Annotated in this window: 12 protein-coding genes; 4 read left to right on the forward strand and 8 right to left on the reverse strand. The window is 70.7% G+C overall.

Annotated elements, in window-relative coordinates; genetic code table 11:
• Positions 1-24: 24 nt before the first annotated feature.
• A complete protein-coding gene (gene ffh / locus DEJ08_RS11315) occupies positions 25-1,575 on the reverse strand; it encodes a signal recognition particle protein (protein WP_027465889.1) in 1,551 nt (516 codons plus the stop codon).
• A 44-nt stretch (positions 1,576-1,619) separates the two neighbouring features.
• Positions 1,620-2,303 carry a VOC family protein gene (locus DEJ08_RS11320; protein ID WP_181439005.1) on the reverse strand — a complete coding sequence of 228 codons (684 nt, stop codon included), beginning with the start codon at positions 2,301-2,303 and terminating at the stop codon, positions 1,620-1,622.
• An 84-nt stretch (positions 2,304-2,387) separates the two neighbouring features.
• On the opposite strand from DEJ08_RS11320, the gene lipB reads away from it, so the two are divergent.
• Together lipB and lipA are read left to right on the forward strand one after the other, a co-directional pair.
• The gene (gene lipB / locus DEJ08_RS11325; RefSeq protein ID WP_111054742.1) at positions 2,388-3,119 is read left to right on the forward strand and encodes a lipoyl(octanoyl) transferase LipB; all 732 of its coding nucleotides are present in this window, start codon (positions 2,388-2,390) and stop codon (positions 3,117-3,119) included.
• Positions 3,116-4,099 (forward strand): lipoyl synthase, encoded by a 984-nt coding sequence (lipA, locus tag DEJ08_RS11330; RefSeq protein WP_111029146.1) that lies wholly within the window; start codon positions 3,116-3,118, stop codon positions 4,097-4,099. Before lipB ends, lipA begins: the two co-directional genes overlap by 4 nt.
• A gap of 78 nt (positions 4,100-4,177) precedes the next feature.
• On the opposite strand, the gene DEJ08_RS11335 is transcribed toward lipA, so the two are convergent.
• A complete protein-coding gene (locus DEJ08_RS11335; protein WP_110859106.1) occupies positions 4,178-5,203 on the reverse strand; it encodes a TerC family protein in 1,026 nt (341 codons plus the stop codon).
• Between the two features lie 217 nt (positions 5,204-5,420).
• On the opposite strand from DEJ08_RS11335, the gene ftsY reads away from it, so the two are divergent.
• Together ftsY and DEJ08_RS11345 are read left to right on the forward strand one after the other, a co-directional pair.
• Positions 5,421-6,290, forward strand: a complete 870-nt coding sequence (gene ftsY / locus DEJ08_RS11340) for a signal recognition particle-docking protein FtsY (RefSeq protein ID WP_017888268.1) — start codon at positions 5,421-5,423, stop codon at positions 6,288-6,290.
• A 106-nt stretch (positions 6,291-6,396) separates the two neighbouring features.
• A complete protein-coding gene (locus DEJ08_RS11345) occupies positions 6,397-6,555 on the forward strand; it encodes a hypothetical protein (RefSeq protein ID WP_171907827.1) in 159 nt (52 codons plus the stop codon).
• A gap of 214 nt (positions 6,556-6,769) precedes the next feature.
• On the opposite strand, the gene DEJ08_RS11350 is transcribed toward DEJ08_RS11345, so the two are convergent.
• From DEJ08_RS11350 to DEJ08_RS11370, 5 genes are read right to left on the reverse strand one after another with little or no spacing between them, the layout of a single operon-like run.
• Positions 6,770-10,498, reverse strand: a complete 3,729-nt coding sequence (locus DEJ08_RS11350; protein ID WP_111054694.1) for an AAA family ATPase — start codon at positions 10,496-10,498, stop codon at positions 6,770-6,772.
• Positions 10,499-10,529: 31 nt separating this feature from the next.
• Positions 10,530-11,501: a bifunctional DNA-formamidopyrimidine glycosylase/DNA-(apurinic or apyrimidinic site) lyase gene (gene mutM / locus DEJ08_RS11355; RefSeq protein ID WP_071405663.1), complete on the reverse strand. Its 972-nt coding sequence runs from the start codon at positions 11,499-11,501 to the stop codon at positions 10,530-10,532.
• Between the two features lie 4 nt (positions 11,502-11,505).
• Positions 11,506-12,231 carry a ribonuclease III gene (rnc, locus tag DEJ08_RS11360; RefSeq protein WP_173034235.1) on the reverse strand — a complete coding sequence of 242 codons (726 nt, stop codon included), beginning with the start codon at positions 12,229-12,231 and terminating at the stop codon, positions 11,506-11,508.
• Positions 12,232-12,244: 13 nt separating this feature from the next.
• Positions 12,245-12,448 carry a 50S ribosomal protein L32 gene (rpmF, locus tag DEJ08_RS11365; RefSeq protein WP_017888273.1) on the reverse strand — a complete coding sequence of 68 codons (204 nt, stop codon included), beginning with the start codon at positions 12,446-12,448 and terminating at the stop codon, positions 12,245-12,247.
• A 55-nt stretch (positions 12,449-12,503) separates the two neighbouring features.
• On the reverse strand, positions 12,504-13,076 hold the full coding sequence (locus DEJ08_RS11370; RefSeq protein WP_071405664.1) for a YceD family protein: 573 nt from the start codon (positions 13,074-13,076) through the stop codon (positions 12,504-12,506).
• Between the last annotated feature and the right edge of the window lie 88 nt (positions 13,077-13,164).

Genomic DNA, 13,164 nt, shown 5'->3' on the forward strand with positions numbered 1-13,164 from the left:
GGTGGTCGGGATCGCGAGTCGCGACTAGCGACCCAGGAACTTCTGCAGCGACGCGAGCTCTTCCTCGGTCGGTGCCTTGCCGCCCTTGGCGCCCCCGAGGCCGAGGCCGGACCCCTGCGGGGCCTGCTGCGGCGCAGCCGCCGCGCCGGCCGCGAGGGCTGCGCGCTTGGCGGGGTTGCCCACCTTCGACTTCTTCTTGCCGCCCTGCTGCTGCTTCTTGCCGCCGTGCATGCCCGGGATCGGACCCATGCCCGGCATCTGCGGCACGCCACCGCGGGCGACGGTCTTCATCATCTTGGCGGCCTGCTCGAAGCGGTTGACCAGCGCGTTGACCTCGGTGACGGTCGATCCGGCACCGCGCGCGATGCGCAGACGACGCGAACCGTTCAGGAGCTTCGGGAGCTCGCGCTCCTGGGGCGTCATCGACTGGATGATCGCCTCGGTGCGGACGATCTCGCGCTCGTCGAAGTTGTCGAGTGCCTCGCGCATGCCCTTGGCTCCCGGGAGCATGCCGAGCATGCCCTTGATGGAGCCGGCCTTGCGGAGCTGCTGCATCTGCTGCAGGAAGTCGTTCAGCGTGAAGTTGTCGGTCGCGATCTTGTCCGCGACCTTGCGCGCCTCTTCCTCGTCGAAGGCGCCCTGCGCCTGCTCGATGAGGGACAGGATGTCGCCGAGGTCGAGGATGCGGCTCGCCATGCGGTCCGGGTGGAACGGCTCGAAGTCGTCGAGCGACTCACCCGTCGACGCGAACATGATCGGACGGCCGGTCACGCTGGCCACCGACAGGGCGGCACCACCGCGGGCGTCACCGTCGAGCTTCGAGAGCACGACACCGGTGAAGTCGACGCCTTCCTGGAACGCACGGGCCGTGTTGACGGCGTCCTGGCCGATCATCGCGTCGATGACGAACAGGACCTCGTCCGGGTCGACGGCCTTGCGGATGTTCGCGGCCTGCTTCATCAGCTCGGCATCGACACCGAGTCGACCGGCGGTGTCGACGATGACGGTGTCGTACTGCTGGTCGATCGCGGCCTTGATGGCGTTCTTCGCGACCTTGACCGGGTCGCCGACACCGTTGCCGGGCTCGGGCGCGAACACGTGCACGCCGGCCTGCTCGCCGACGACCTGCAGCTGCTGCACGGCGTTCGGACGCTGGAGGTCCGCCGCGACGAGCATCGGGGTGTGGCCGTCCTTCTTGAGCCACTTGCCGAGCTTGCCCGCGAGGGTGGTCTTACCGGCACCCTGCAGACCCGCGAGCATGATGACCGTCGGCGGCTTCTTCGCGAACTCGAGCCGTCGCTGCTGCCCGCCCAGGATGCCGACGAGTTCCTCGTTGACGATCTGGACGACCTGCTGCGCCGGGTTGAGCGCGCGGTTGACCTCGTCGGAGAGGGCACGCTCGCGCACCGATGCGGTGAACGCCTTGACGACCTCGAGCGCGACGTCGGCGTCGAGGAGCGCCCGCCGGATCTCGCGGACGGTGCCGTCGACGTCGGACGGAGTCAGCCGACCCTTGCTCCGCAGATTGCGGAAGGTCTCGGTCAGCCGATCGGAGAGTGAACCGAATTGCGCCATGATCCGTCGATTCTACAAGGCTCCCGCCGACGACACCGGCCCGTTCACCGCAGGAGGACACCCTCGGTCAGTTCGAGCGGCGCCCCGAGCCCCACGTCGATGACCACCGGGGCGCTCGACGGGCTCCCGTCACCGGTCGGGAACCAGCGCCGGTCGGGCGACACCAGGATCACGAGACCGTCCACGTCGCCCACCGCCGCGAACGACTCCCCCGGCGGGTTGGCGTACGGCTCGAGACCGGCGCGTCGCAGGGCCTCGACGGCGCCGAGGACGTCGGGGACGGGGACGCCGACCTCGCTGACGGAGACGAGCGGGACGACGGCGCCGGTGCCGGTGCCGGTGCCGGAACCGTCGCCGGCGCGCCGGGCGCCCGACTCGAGGTCCCGCCGCTCGATGAGCTCGAGGAGCTGCTGGTCGGGCCCCTCGAAGTAGACCGACCGCGAGTTCCAGTTCGGCGGCCCCTCGAACTCGTCCTGGTCGTCCGTACCGAGCACCGTCGTCAGTCCGGCGATCCAGGCCTTGGCCGCGTCGAACGTCCCCGTGGGGATCGTGATCGCCAGGTGCAGGGCTCCGGTCATCTCCGGCAGTTCGCGGAACACGAGGAGCGACGAACCCACCACGACGCGCACCGTGGCGTCGACGATCTCGACCGGACACCCCAGTCGTTCGTAGAAGCGGGCGGTGTCGGAGAGCGATCGGGTGGCGAGCTGTACCTGTCGGATGTCCATGTCCTCATCGGACCATCTCAACCATTGTTGAGGTCAAGCACCCGGTTGTTGGACGCCGTCCAGAAACTGTCGTACGCTCGCCGCATGCCGGAACTCGAGATCGTCCGCCACCACGGCCTGCTCGACTACGCGGACGGCCTCGCCCTGCAGCGGGACCTGCACGCCGACGTCGTCGCCGGCCGCTCCCGCGGGGCCCTCGTCCTCTGCGAGCACCCGTACGTGTACACCGCCGGACGCCGCACCGAACCGTCCGACCTGCCGACGAACGGCGCCCCGGTCGTCGACACCGACCGTGGCGGACGCATCACCTGGCACGGGCCGGGGCAACTGGTCGCCTACCCGATCGTCCGGCTCGCCGAACCACTCGACGTCGTCGCCTGGGTACGCGACCTGGAGCAGGTCGTCATCGACGCCGCGGCCGCAGTCGGGGTGCACGCCGAACGGGTCGCGGGTCGCAGCGGCGCCTGGGTGCCGGGCACGGACGGCACCCCCGCCGCCAAGGTCGGCGCCATCGGCCTGCACGTCGCCGAGGGCGTGACGAGCCACGGCATCGCGATCAACTGCGACAACGCCCTGGACGCCTACGCCGCGATCGTCCCGTGCGGCATCGCGGACGCCGGGGTCACGACGCTGAGCGCCGCCGCGGCGCACGTGGGGCTCGCTCCCGTGACCGTCGACGACCTCGCACCCCTGGTCGCGCACGGCGTCCAACAGGCCGTCGACGGCATGCACAGCGGCCACCGGATCAGCACGACGACCCCCAGCACCAGCACGAGCACCAGCACCGCGCCCGCCCGACAGGAGACCCTCGTATGACCCTCGCCCCCGAAGGCCGCCGCATGCTCCGGGTCGAGGCCCGGAACGCCGAGACCCCGATCGAGACGAAGCCCGCGTGGATCAAGACCCGTGCCACGCAGGGCCCGGAGTTCCGCGAGCTGTCGAGCCTGGTGCGCGACAAGCAGCTGCACACCGTCTGCCAGGAGGCCGGGTGCCCGAACATCTTCGAGTGCTGGGAGGACCGCGAGGCCACCTTCCTGATCGGCGGCTCGCAGTGCACCCGTCGCTGCGACTTCTGCCAGATCGACACCGGCAAGCCGGAACCGCTCGACCGCGACGAGCCCCGCCGGGTCGCGGACTCCGTGGCGGAGATGGGGCTGCGGTACGCGACCGTGACCGGCGTCGCACGCGACGACCTGCCCGACGGCGGCTCCTGGCTCTACGCCGAGACCATCCGCGCGATCCACGAGCACTCCCCCGGCACGGGCGTCGAGATCCTGGTGCCGGACTTCAACGGGCGACCGGACCAGCTCGGCCCGGTGTTCGACGCCCGCCCCGAGGTCTTCGCCCACAACGTCGAGACCGTCCCGCGGATCTTCAAGCGGATCCGGCCGGCCTTCACGTTCGAACGCTCCCTGGACGTCATCACCCAGGGCCGCGACGCCGGACTCGTCACGAAGTCGAACCTGATCCTCGGCATGGGCGAGGAGCGCATCGAGATCGAGGACGCCCTGCAGCGCCTGTTCGACGCGGGCACGGACATCATCACGCTGACGCAGTACCTCCGCCCGTCGCCCCGGCACCTGCCGGTCGCGCGCTGGGTCAAGCCGGAGGAGTTCGTCGAGCTCCGCCAGGTCGCCGAGCAGATGGGCTTCGCCGGAGTGCTCGCCGGACCGCTGGTCCGGTCGTCGTACCGGGCGGGCCGGCTCTGGGCACGGGCGACGGTGGCCCGCGGCGGCTCGGTTCCCGAGCACCTGGCCCACCTGCTCGACGCGACCCCTGGTCGCCAGGCCGTCTGACGCTCCGGACGACACCCGGACAGACGGGAGGCGCGGTGCCAGCTGGCACCGCGCCTCCTGTCCGTCAGGTGGTGACGACTACTTCGCGTCGGCCTCGACCGACTCCTTCGGCTGGCCGGTCGGGGTGAGCCCGCGCTCCTGGCGGCGCTTCGAGACCACCAGCGACGCGGTCGTGGCGACGGCGATCGTCAGCGCGATGAAGCCCAGCGAGAACCAGATCGGGATCTCCGGTGCCCACTCGATGTGCTCGCCACCGTTGATGAAGGGCAGCTCGTTGACGTGCATGGCGTGGAAGACGAGCTTCACACCGATGAACGCCAGGATGACGGCCAGGCCCTGACCCAGGTAGATGAGGCGTTCGAGCAGCCCGGCGATCAGGAAGTACAGCTGCCGGAGGCCGAGCAGCGAGAACGCGTTCGCCGTGAACACGATGAAGGCGTCCTGCGTCAGCCCGAAGATCGCGGGGATCGAGTCGAGCGCGAACAGCACGTCGGTCAGGCCGATGGCGACCATGACGAGCAGCATCGGGGTGAACAGCCGCTTGCCGTCGACGCGGGTGGTCAGGCGGTCGCCGTCGTAGTGGTCCGAGGTCGGGATGATGCGCTTGAGGATCCGGATGAGCCGGGATTCGCCCTCGCTGCCGTGGTCGTTGCCGCTGCGAGCCTGCGACCAGGCGAGCCAGAACAGCAGCGCACCGAACAGGTAGAAGACCCACGAGAAGTTCTCGATGATCGTGACGCCGAGGGCGATGAAGACACCGCGGGCGACGAGCGCGATCGCGACGCCGACCAGCAGGACCTTCTGCTGGAACTCCTTCGGCACGGCGAAGCTCGACATGATGATGAGGAAGACGAAGAGGTTGTCGACCGACAACGCCTTCTCGGTCAGCCAGCCGGCGAAGTACTCACCACCGGCCTGTCCGCCGCCGAACACCAGGATGCCGATGCCGAACAGGATCGCCAGCCCGATGTAGAAGGCCGACCAGAACGCGGATTCGCGGATGTGGGGCACGTGCGGCGTGCGGACGTGCGAGTAGAAGTCGAACACCAGCAGCGCGAGGATGCCGGCGATCGTGATGAGCCAGACGAAGAGTGGGACGTCCACGGTTTCCTTCAGGTAGGGCGTGCCGCTGCTGTGCGGGTACGCCGAGGCCTGAAGGTCTCTTCCGTCGCTCGGCACCGGAACCGGTGTCGCACGACCGGCGCCCCGGGGCCGGATCGTTCCGGACCGTACTGACGGGGTCACCGAGAGGGAATACTCCCCTTCGTGATCCCGAGCATACCGGGCACAGCGGACATGTGCCGCGCTCTAAGCTGGGAGCATGGCGAGTTCTTGGTCACTGTCCACACGGCTGCGCGGCCTCTTCCAGCGCAAGACGATCGACGAGACCACGTGGGAGGACCTCGAGACCGCCCTCATCGGCGCCGACTTCGGGCCCGACATCTCCGAGGAGATCATCGAGGACCTGCACGCCCGCGTCGACCGGTACGGCACGACCGACCCCGCCGACCTGCAGCGCATGCTCCGCGAAGTCCTCGAGGAACGGCTCTCCAAGCTCGACACCACCCTGAAGCTCAGCGCGCGGCCCGCCGTGGTGCTCGTCGTCGGGGTGAACGGCGTCGGCAAGACCACGACGATCGGCAAGTTCGCCAAGTTCCTGAAGACCTACGACCGCACGGTGCTCGTCGGGGCGGCGGACACGTTCCGCGCCGCGGCGGTCGAGCAGGTCGCCACCTGGGCCCAGCGCGCCGGGGTCGACGTCGTCCGTCCGTCGCAGCCCGGGCAGGACCCGGCGTCGGTGGCGTACCAGACCGTCGAGAAGGCGATCCGCGACCAGACCGAGATCGTCGTCATCGACACCGCCGGGCGCCTGCACACCAAGGCCGGCCTGATGGACGAACTCACCAAGATCAAGCGCGTGGTCGAGAAGCAGACCGAGATCAGCGAGGTCCTGCTCGTCCTCGACGCGACGACGGGCCAGAACGGCCTCGCACAGGCTCAGGCCTTCATCGAGGGTGCCGGTGTGACCGGCCTCGTCATCACGAAGCTCGACGGCTCGGCCAAGGCCGGGTTCGTGCTGAGCGTGCAGGAGAAGACCGGCATCCCGATCAAGCTCATCGGGCAGGGCGAGGGCATCAACGACCTCACGGGCTTCACCCCGCACGTGTTCGTGCAGAACCTCGTCGGCTGAGCGAAGGCGGCCACGTCGGCTGAGCGAACGCGTCGGCGCGCCGAGGAGTAGCGTCCCTGACGGTCCGGGCATCTGCTCGGTCTCGTTCCAGGGATAGGAGACCCTCATGCCCGCACTGCTGATCATCGCGATCATCGTCGGCCTCGTCCTGCTCTTCAGCGGCATCTTCGTCGGTGCGCTGAAGTTCCTGCTCTGGGTGGGCATCGTGCTCATCCTGCTGGCGGTCATCGGCTGGCTGCTCCGGACGATCCGCGGTCGCGCGTAGCGACCCGGCGTCCTGTCCGGACGCACCTGACAGAACGGGAGGCGCGGTGCCAGCTGGCACCGCGCCTCCCGTCTGTCCGTGGTGACGCCCACGGCTCTCCGAAAGCGACAGATCTCGGTACCAGTCCCGGTGATCCCCGCGAAAGCGACAGATCGCCGCGAACTGTCGGCGCAGATCTGTCGCTTTCGCGGAACGGGGTGCGAAGCTCGGGCGCCTAGGCGACCGCGTCCGCCGGCTCGCGCTTCTGCACCCGCTGGCCGACGACGGCGGAGACGCCGTCCTGCCGCATCGACACCCCGTACAGGGCGTCGGCGATCTCCATCGTGCGCTTCTGGTGCGTGATGACGATGAGCTGGGACGACTCGCGGAGCCGCTCGAACACGGTCAGCAGGCGGCCGAGGTTGGCGTCGTCGAGTGCCGCCTCGACCTCGTCCATGATGTAGAACGGCGACGGCCGCGCGGTGAAGATCGCGACGAGGAGCGCCACCGCCGCCAGGGACCGCTCGCCGCCGGACAGCAGGGTCAGGCGGTCGATCTTCTTGCCGGCGGGCTTCACCTGCACGTCGATCCCGGTGCCGAGCAGGTCGGTCGGGTCGGTCAGGTTGATGGACCCCGAGCCGCCCGGGAACAGGATCGGGAAGACGACGTCGAACGCTTCCTTCGTGTCGTTGAACGCGGACTCGAAGATCGTCTGCATCTTCGTGTCGAGCTCGTCGATGATCGTCAGCAGGTCCGTCCGGGTCTTCTGCAGGTCCTCGAGCTGCTCGGCGAGGAACGCGTGCCGCTGCTCGAGCGCCTGGAACTCCTCGAGCGCGAGCGGGTTCACCTTGCCGAGCTGCCCGAGGTCGCGCTCGGCGGCCTTGAGTCGGCGCTCCTGCTCGGCACGGACGTAGGGCACGGTCTCGACGTCGGCGGGGTCGACCTCGTCGGTGGTGTCGAACTCGGGCAGGGCGGGGCCGCCGGGCAGCGTGGACTCGGCGTCGACGAGGGCCACGTCGTCGGTTTCGGGGCCGGCGTCTGCCGCAGCTTCCTCCGGCTCGGTCACGCCCGCGGCCTCGGCCGCGGCGGCCGCGGCTGCGCGCTCCGCCTCACGGTGCTTCCGCGCGCGCACCCGCGGGTCCACGAGCACGTCGACCGGCACGGGGACGTGCGGCCCGTACTCGGCCACCAGCACGGCCTCGGTCAGCCCGAGCTCGCTCTGCGCCCGCTCGAGGACGCCGGACACGTGCAGCTTCTTCTCGTAGATCTCCATCTCGAGCGAGTGCACGCCGTCGGTGATGGTCTGCAGGCGGTCGCGGAGTTCGCGCTCCTCGTTGCGGATGGTCTGCAGCTCGGTGTTGCGCTTCGACCGCTCGGCTTCCTCCGTCGCCAGCTGCACCCGGGCTTCGGCCAGCGAACGGTCGACCGCACCGAGCACCCCGGGCAGGTCGGCGAGCACGGCTTCCGCGGTCCGGATCTGGCCGCGTCGGATGACGGCGAGCCGGGCGGCCTCCTCGGCGGCGGCGCGCTCCGCCTCGAGCTGGCGTTCGAGCTGGTCGGCGCGGTTCCGTTCGGCGCGCACCCGCTCGCGCACGGTCTCGACCTGGATCCGCTGCTCGACCTCGGCCGCACGTGCGGCTTCGAGCGCGTCCTGCAGCGCGGGACGCTCGGACGCGTCGACCACGGGACGCTCCTGCTCGGTGAAGGCCCGGTGCGCCGACTCGGCCTCGGCCAGCACCGCCTCGGCGGTCTCGACGGCGCCGTCGGTCTCGGCGAGCGCGGCACGCAGCCGTTCGACCTCGGCCGCGGCGTTCTCCGCCTTCGCCCGCGTCGACGCACTCGTGCGGTCGTACTCGGCCTTCGCCCGCGTGTACGCGCGGGATGCTGCGTCGGCCTCGTCCGCACGGCGGCGTGCGTCCTCGACGGCACTGCGTGCGGCCTGGAGGCCCGTGGCCGCGTCCTCGGCGTCGGTCGCGATCGCGTCGCGGCGCGTCACGGCGTCGTCGCGCTCCGCGACGAGCTCGATGCGCGAGGTCACGCGCTCCCCGCCGCCGGTCACGCGGACCGCGCGGACGAGGTCGCCGGACCGCGTGACCACCGTGGCGTGCGGGGCGGCGGTGAGCACCGCCTCCAGGTCGAGGTCGTCGGTCTCCGCGACCAGCGTGTCGCGCAGGATCGACGCGAGTGCCGGCGGTCCCTGCACCAGGTCCGTGGCACGGCGGACGCCGGCCGGCAGGGTCTCGGGCAGGGCGGTGGTGACGGACGCGGCGTCCGCGACGACGACGTTGATCCGGCCGAGGTCAGCAGCGCGGGCGTGGTCGACGGCGTCGAGCGCTGCACCGCGGTCGTCCGCGAGGACGGCGTCGGCGAGTCCCTCGAGCGCGGTGGCGATCGCGGCCTCGAACCCGGGCGAGACCGTCAGGCTGTCGGCCAGGCGACCGACGATGCCCGCGCGACCGGCGTCGATCAGGGCCTGCGAACCGTCGCGGACCTCGATCGACATGCCGAGCGCGGTGACCCGGGCGTCGAGGGCGTCCCGCTCGCGTTCGAGGGCGTGGAGGCGGTCGCGCTGCTCGTCGCGCGTGGTCTGGGCCCGTTCGAGCTCGGCGCGCGCCTGCTCCAGGGTCTGCGCGAGCGCGGACTCGTCGACGCCCTCGGACGGGTCGACACCGAGTTCGGCGAGGGCCGCCGCGGCACGCTCGGCACGCTCCCCGGCCTCGGCCAGAGCCCGCTCCCGCCGCTCGCGGTCGGCGACGGCGGAACCGCGCTTCGACCGGGCGACGTCGACGGCGCTGGCGAGCCGCTGCGCCTCGAGGTCGTGCTGCGAGACCCGGGATGCCTGGGCGGCAATGCGTTCGTCGAGGGCGTCCAGCGCGGCGCGGGCGTCCTGCACCGCGCGGGCGGTCGTCGCCGAGCCGCCCTGCATCTCGTCGGCGCGGGCGGCGAGGCGGTCAGCCTCGGCACGGACCCCGGCGACCTGCTCCTGGGTGACGGTCGGGCCCTGCTGCGGGGCGTCCGCCTGCTGCGCGAGGAACATCAGGCGCTGGTTCGCCAGGCTCGACAGGCCGCGGAGGCGCTCCTGCACGCTCTCGAGTCGGTGCACGACGGTGCGGGCACGGTCGACGTCGTCGCCGACCATGCTCTGCTCGACGTGCTGCTGGCGCACCCGGGTCTGGTCGAGCCGCTCGGTCAGGACGATGCGCTCGGACTTGCGGCCCGCCTCGACCTCCTGGTGGTCGTGCAGCTCGCGGCGCAGGCGCACCACGTCGTCGGCCAGGATGCGGGCCTTGGCGTCGCGGAAGACCGCGGCGACCGACTGGGCCTTGCGCGCGACCTCGGCCTGGCGCCCGAGGGGCTTCAGCTGCCGCCGGATCTCACCGGCCAGGTCGGACAGGCGGGTCAGGTTCGTCTGCATCGCGTCGAGCTTGCGGAGGGTCTTCTCCTTGCGACGGCGGTGCTTCAGGATCCCGGCGGCCTCCTCGATGAAGCCGCGGCGGTCCTCGGGGGTGGCGTGCAGCACCTTGTCGAGCTGCCCCTGCCCGACGACGACGTGCATCTCACGGCCGAGGCCGGTGTCGCTCAGCAGCTCCTGCACGTCGAGCAGGCGGCAGTTCTCGCCGTTGATGGCGTACTCGCTGCCACCGTTGCGGAACAGCGTGCGCGCGATCGTCACCTCGGAGTACTCGATCGGCAGCAGGCCGTCGCTGTTGTCGATGGTCAGCAGCACCTGGGCCCGACCGAGCGGGCCGCGGGTCGAGGTGCCGGCGAAGATGACGTCCTCCATCTTGCCGCCGCGCAGGGTCTTCGCCCCCTGCTCCCCCATCACCCAGGCCAGGGCGTCCACCACGTTCGACTTGCCGGAGCCGTTCGGGCCGACGATGCACGTCACGCCCGGCTCGAACGCGAACGTCGTCGGCTGCGCGAAGGACTTGAACCCCTTGATGGTCAGGCTCTTCAAGTACATGCGGTCTCCGGATGCTCTGGTTGGCGTCAGGCTAACGCGTGCGGGCGCGGGGACGGGGTTGGCACACGGGGCAGATGTGGCTCGACCGGTTCATGAAGGCCTCGCGCACGATCGTCGTGCCGCAGCGCGGGCACGGCTTCCCCTGCTGCCCGTAGACGTTCAGGCGCTGCGAGAAGTACCCGGACTGCCCGTTGACGTTGACGTACTGGGCGTCGAAGCTCGTGCCGCCGTCCTCGAGCGCCCGGCGCAGGATGGCACGGACCTCGTCGAGCAGCCGACGCAGGTCGGCACGGGTGAGGCGGTCGGCGGCGCGGTCGTAGTGCAGCTTCGCGGCCCAGAGCGACTCGTCGGCGTAGATGTTGCCGATGCCGCTCACGACGCCCTGGTCGAGCAGCACCCGCTTGATGCCGCTCGAACGCTTCCGTGCCATCGCGGTGAACCGGTCGTCGTCGAAGGCGGGGTCGAGCGGGTCACGGGCGATGTGCGACACCTGCCCGGGCACCCACCGACGCCACACGGCATCGGGGTCGATCGCGTCGACCTGCCCGCCGAACCCGGCGGGAGCACCGTCGATCGTCGGCACCATCGCGTCGATCGCCATCGAGCCGAACGTGCGCTGGTCGACGAACTCGAGTTCCACCGGGGGCTCCGCCGCACCCGAGCGGTCGGTGCCCGCGGGCTGCACGTCGATGAGGATCCGCCGGTGCTTGGCCGCCGGTCGACCACGGCCGAGCAGGATCTGCCCGCTCATGCCCAGGTGGGCGACGAGTGCCTCGGGGCGGTCCCCGTCGTGCTCGGGCTGCAGCGGCATCCAGAGGAACTTGCCCCGGCGGACCGCGGCGGCGATCGTGCGACCGGTCAGCCGGTCGGCGAAGTCCTCGGCAGGGCCGTCGTGCCGGGTGAGGGCACGGTCGTCGACCACGTCGACGTGCAGGACCCGCGCGCCGCTGACGGCGGGTTCGAGGCCGGCGCGGACGACCTCGACCTCGGGGAGTTCGGGCACGCGGTCAGGCCGCTCGGCCGGACAGCCGGGTCCAGGCGTCGAGCGCGGCGGCCATCTCGGCGGCCTTCTTGCTCGACCCGGTGCCGGTGGCGATGTCCTCGCCCTGCAGGACGACCGTCGCCATGAAGGTCTTGTCGTGGTCCGGGCCGGTCTCGGTGACGCGGTACGCCGGGTTGCCGAGCGAGCGGCTCGAGGCGAGCTCCTGCAGGCTCGTCTTCGGGTCCATCGCGGCGCCGAAGCGGTCCGGGTCGATCATGAGGGGTTCGACCAGGCGGAGCACGAGCTCGGTGGCCGGGTCGGGGCCTGCCGACAGGTACGTCGCGCCGATGACGGCTTCGACGGTGTCGGCCAGGATCGACGACTTGTCGCGCCCGCCGGTCTGTTCCTCGCCCTTGCCGAGGCGCAGGTAGCGGCCGAGCCCGATCATCCGGGCGATCTCGGCCAGCGCCACGGTCGACACCAGGCTCGCCCGACGCTTGGCGAGGTCACCCTCGTCGAGGTCGGGGAACGACCGGTAGAGCTTCACGGTCACGGCCTGGCCGAGGATCGAGTCCCCGAGGAACTCGAGGCGCTCGTTGTGCTTGATGCCCCCGTGCTCGTAGGCGTAGGAGCGGTGCGTCAGGGCGAGCTGGAGCAGCTCGAGGTCGATGTCGGCCCCGAGGATGCCCTGCAGACGAACGACGTCCGGCCCCGCGGGGCGAGACCCCGCAGCGCCGGACGTTGTCGTCATGCGTTCGGTCCGATCAGACGTCGGCGACCTTGCGGCCCTTGTACTCCATGTACAGGGGCGTGCCGGCCGAGTCCTCGACGACCTTCGCGCGGTGCGGGAGGCTGTAGGTGACCTGACCGTTCTCGATCGTCTTCACGAGCTGGATCGGCGTAGCCTTCCACTGCGAACGACGGGCGTGCGTGTTCGCACGGGACTGCTTGCGCTTGGGAACGGCCATGGTGAATCTCTTTCGGTTGGTCGGTGGTCGGTACGGGGGCTGGCGGTGTCGGGACCTACTCGGTCTCGGCCCGCTCCTCGCCCTCGGTGGTCTTCGGTGCGGTGGTGTCACCGTCGGTGCTGTCGTCGAGCTCGATCGCGCTGAGCGCTGCCCAGCGGGGATCCAGCACCTGACGAGCGGGCTGCTCGCCGAGGTCGGCCAGACGCTCGCCCGTCACCGGGTCGAGTCCTGGGCAGTCCGGTCGGCAGACCGGCTGGAACGGCAGCGACAGCACCACCGCATCTCGAACGACCTGTTCGGTGTCCACGTGGTCATCGCGAACGAAGAAGTCGAAATCCTCCGAGGCATCATACGCGAACAGCTCGGCGAAATCGACCTCGATCGGTTCGCTGATGTCGATGAGGCAGCGCGAGCACTCCCCCGTGGCGTCGGCCGAAGCGTGTCCGGACACGAGGACGCCCTCGTGCAGGCCTTCGAGTTTGACGTCGATGTGCAGTTCGGCACCCTGTCGGACGCCGATCAGCCCGGCCCCCATCGCGTCGGGCACCTCGATGTCGAGCGAGTGCTCGCGCATCTCACCCGGCCGGTGCGCGAGGTCGCGCACGCGCAGGGCGTAGGGGCTGTTCACGGGGGAAGACACGATCGACAAGCCTAGCGCGATCGGGGCCGAGAGTCGAGGTGGCGACAGGCGTGTCCGGACGCGGTGCCGCCCCGGG

Source organism: Curtobacterium sp. MCLR17_054 (assembly GCF_003234335.2).
In the GTDB taxonomy this organism is placed as follows: domain Bacteria; phylum Actinomycetota; class Actinomycetes; order Actinomycetales; family Microbacteriaceae; genus Curtobacterium; species Curtobacterium flaccumfaciens.

Bases quoted from the DNA above. Each gene is read 5' to 3' on its own strand.
- ffh (WP_027465889.1), bottom strand. From the start codon at position 1,575: ATGGCGCAATTCGGTTCACTCTCCGATCGGCTGACCGAGACCTTCCGC.
- DEJ08_RS11320 (WP_181439005.1), bottom strand. From the start codon at position 2,303: ATGGACATCCGACAGGTACAGCTCGCCACCCGATCGCTCTCCGACACC.
- lipB (WP_111054742.1), top strand. From the start codon at position 2,388: ATGCCGGAACTCGAGATCGTCCGCCACCACGGCCTGCTCGACTACGCG.
- lipA (WP_111029146.1), top strand. From the start codon at position 3,116: ATGACCCTCGCCCCCGAAGGCCGCCGCATGCTCCGGGTCGAGGCCCGG.
- ftsY (WP_017888268.1), top strand. From the start codon at position 5,421: ATGGCGAGTTCTTGGTCACTGTCCACACGGCTGCGCGGCCTCTTCCAG.
- DEJ08_RS11345 (WP_171907827.1), top strand. From the start codon at position 6,397: ATGCCCGCACTGCTGATCATCGCGATCATCGTCGGCCTCGTCCTGCTC.
- DEJ08_RS11350 (WP_111054694.1), bottom strand. From the start codon at position 10,498: ATGTACTTGAAGAGCCTGACCATCAAGGGGTTCAAGTCCTTCGCGCAG.
- rnc (WP_173034235.1), bottom strand. From the start codon at position 12,231: ATGACGACAACGTCCGGCGCTGCGGGGTCTCGCCCCGCGGGGCCGGAC.
- rpmF (WP_017888273.1), bottom strand. From the start codon at position 12,448: ATGGCCGTTCCCAAGCGCAAGCAGTCCCGTGCGAACACGCACGCCCGT.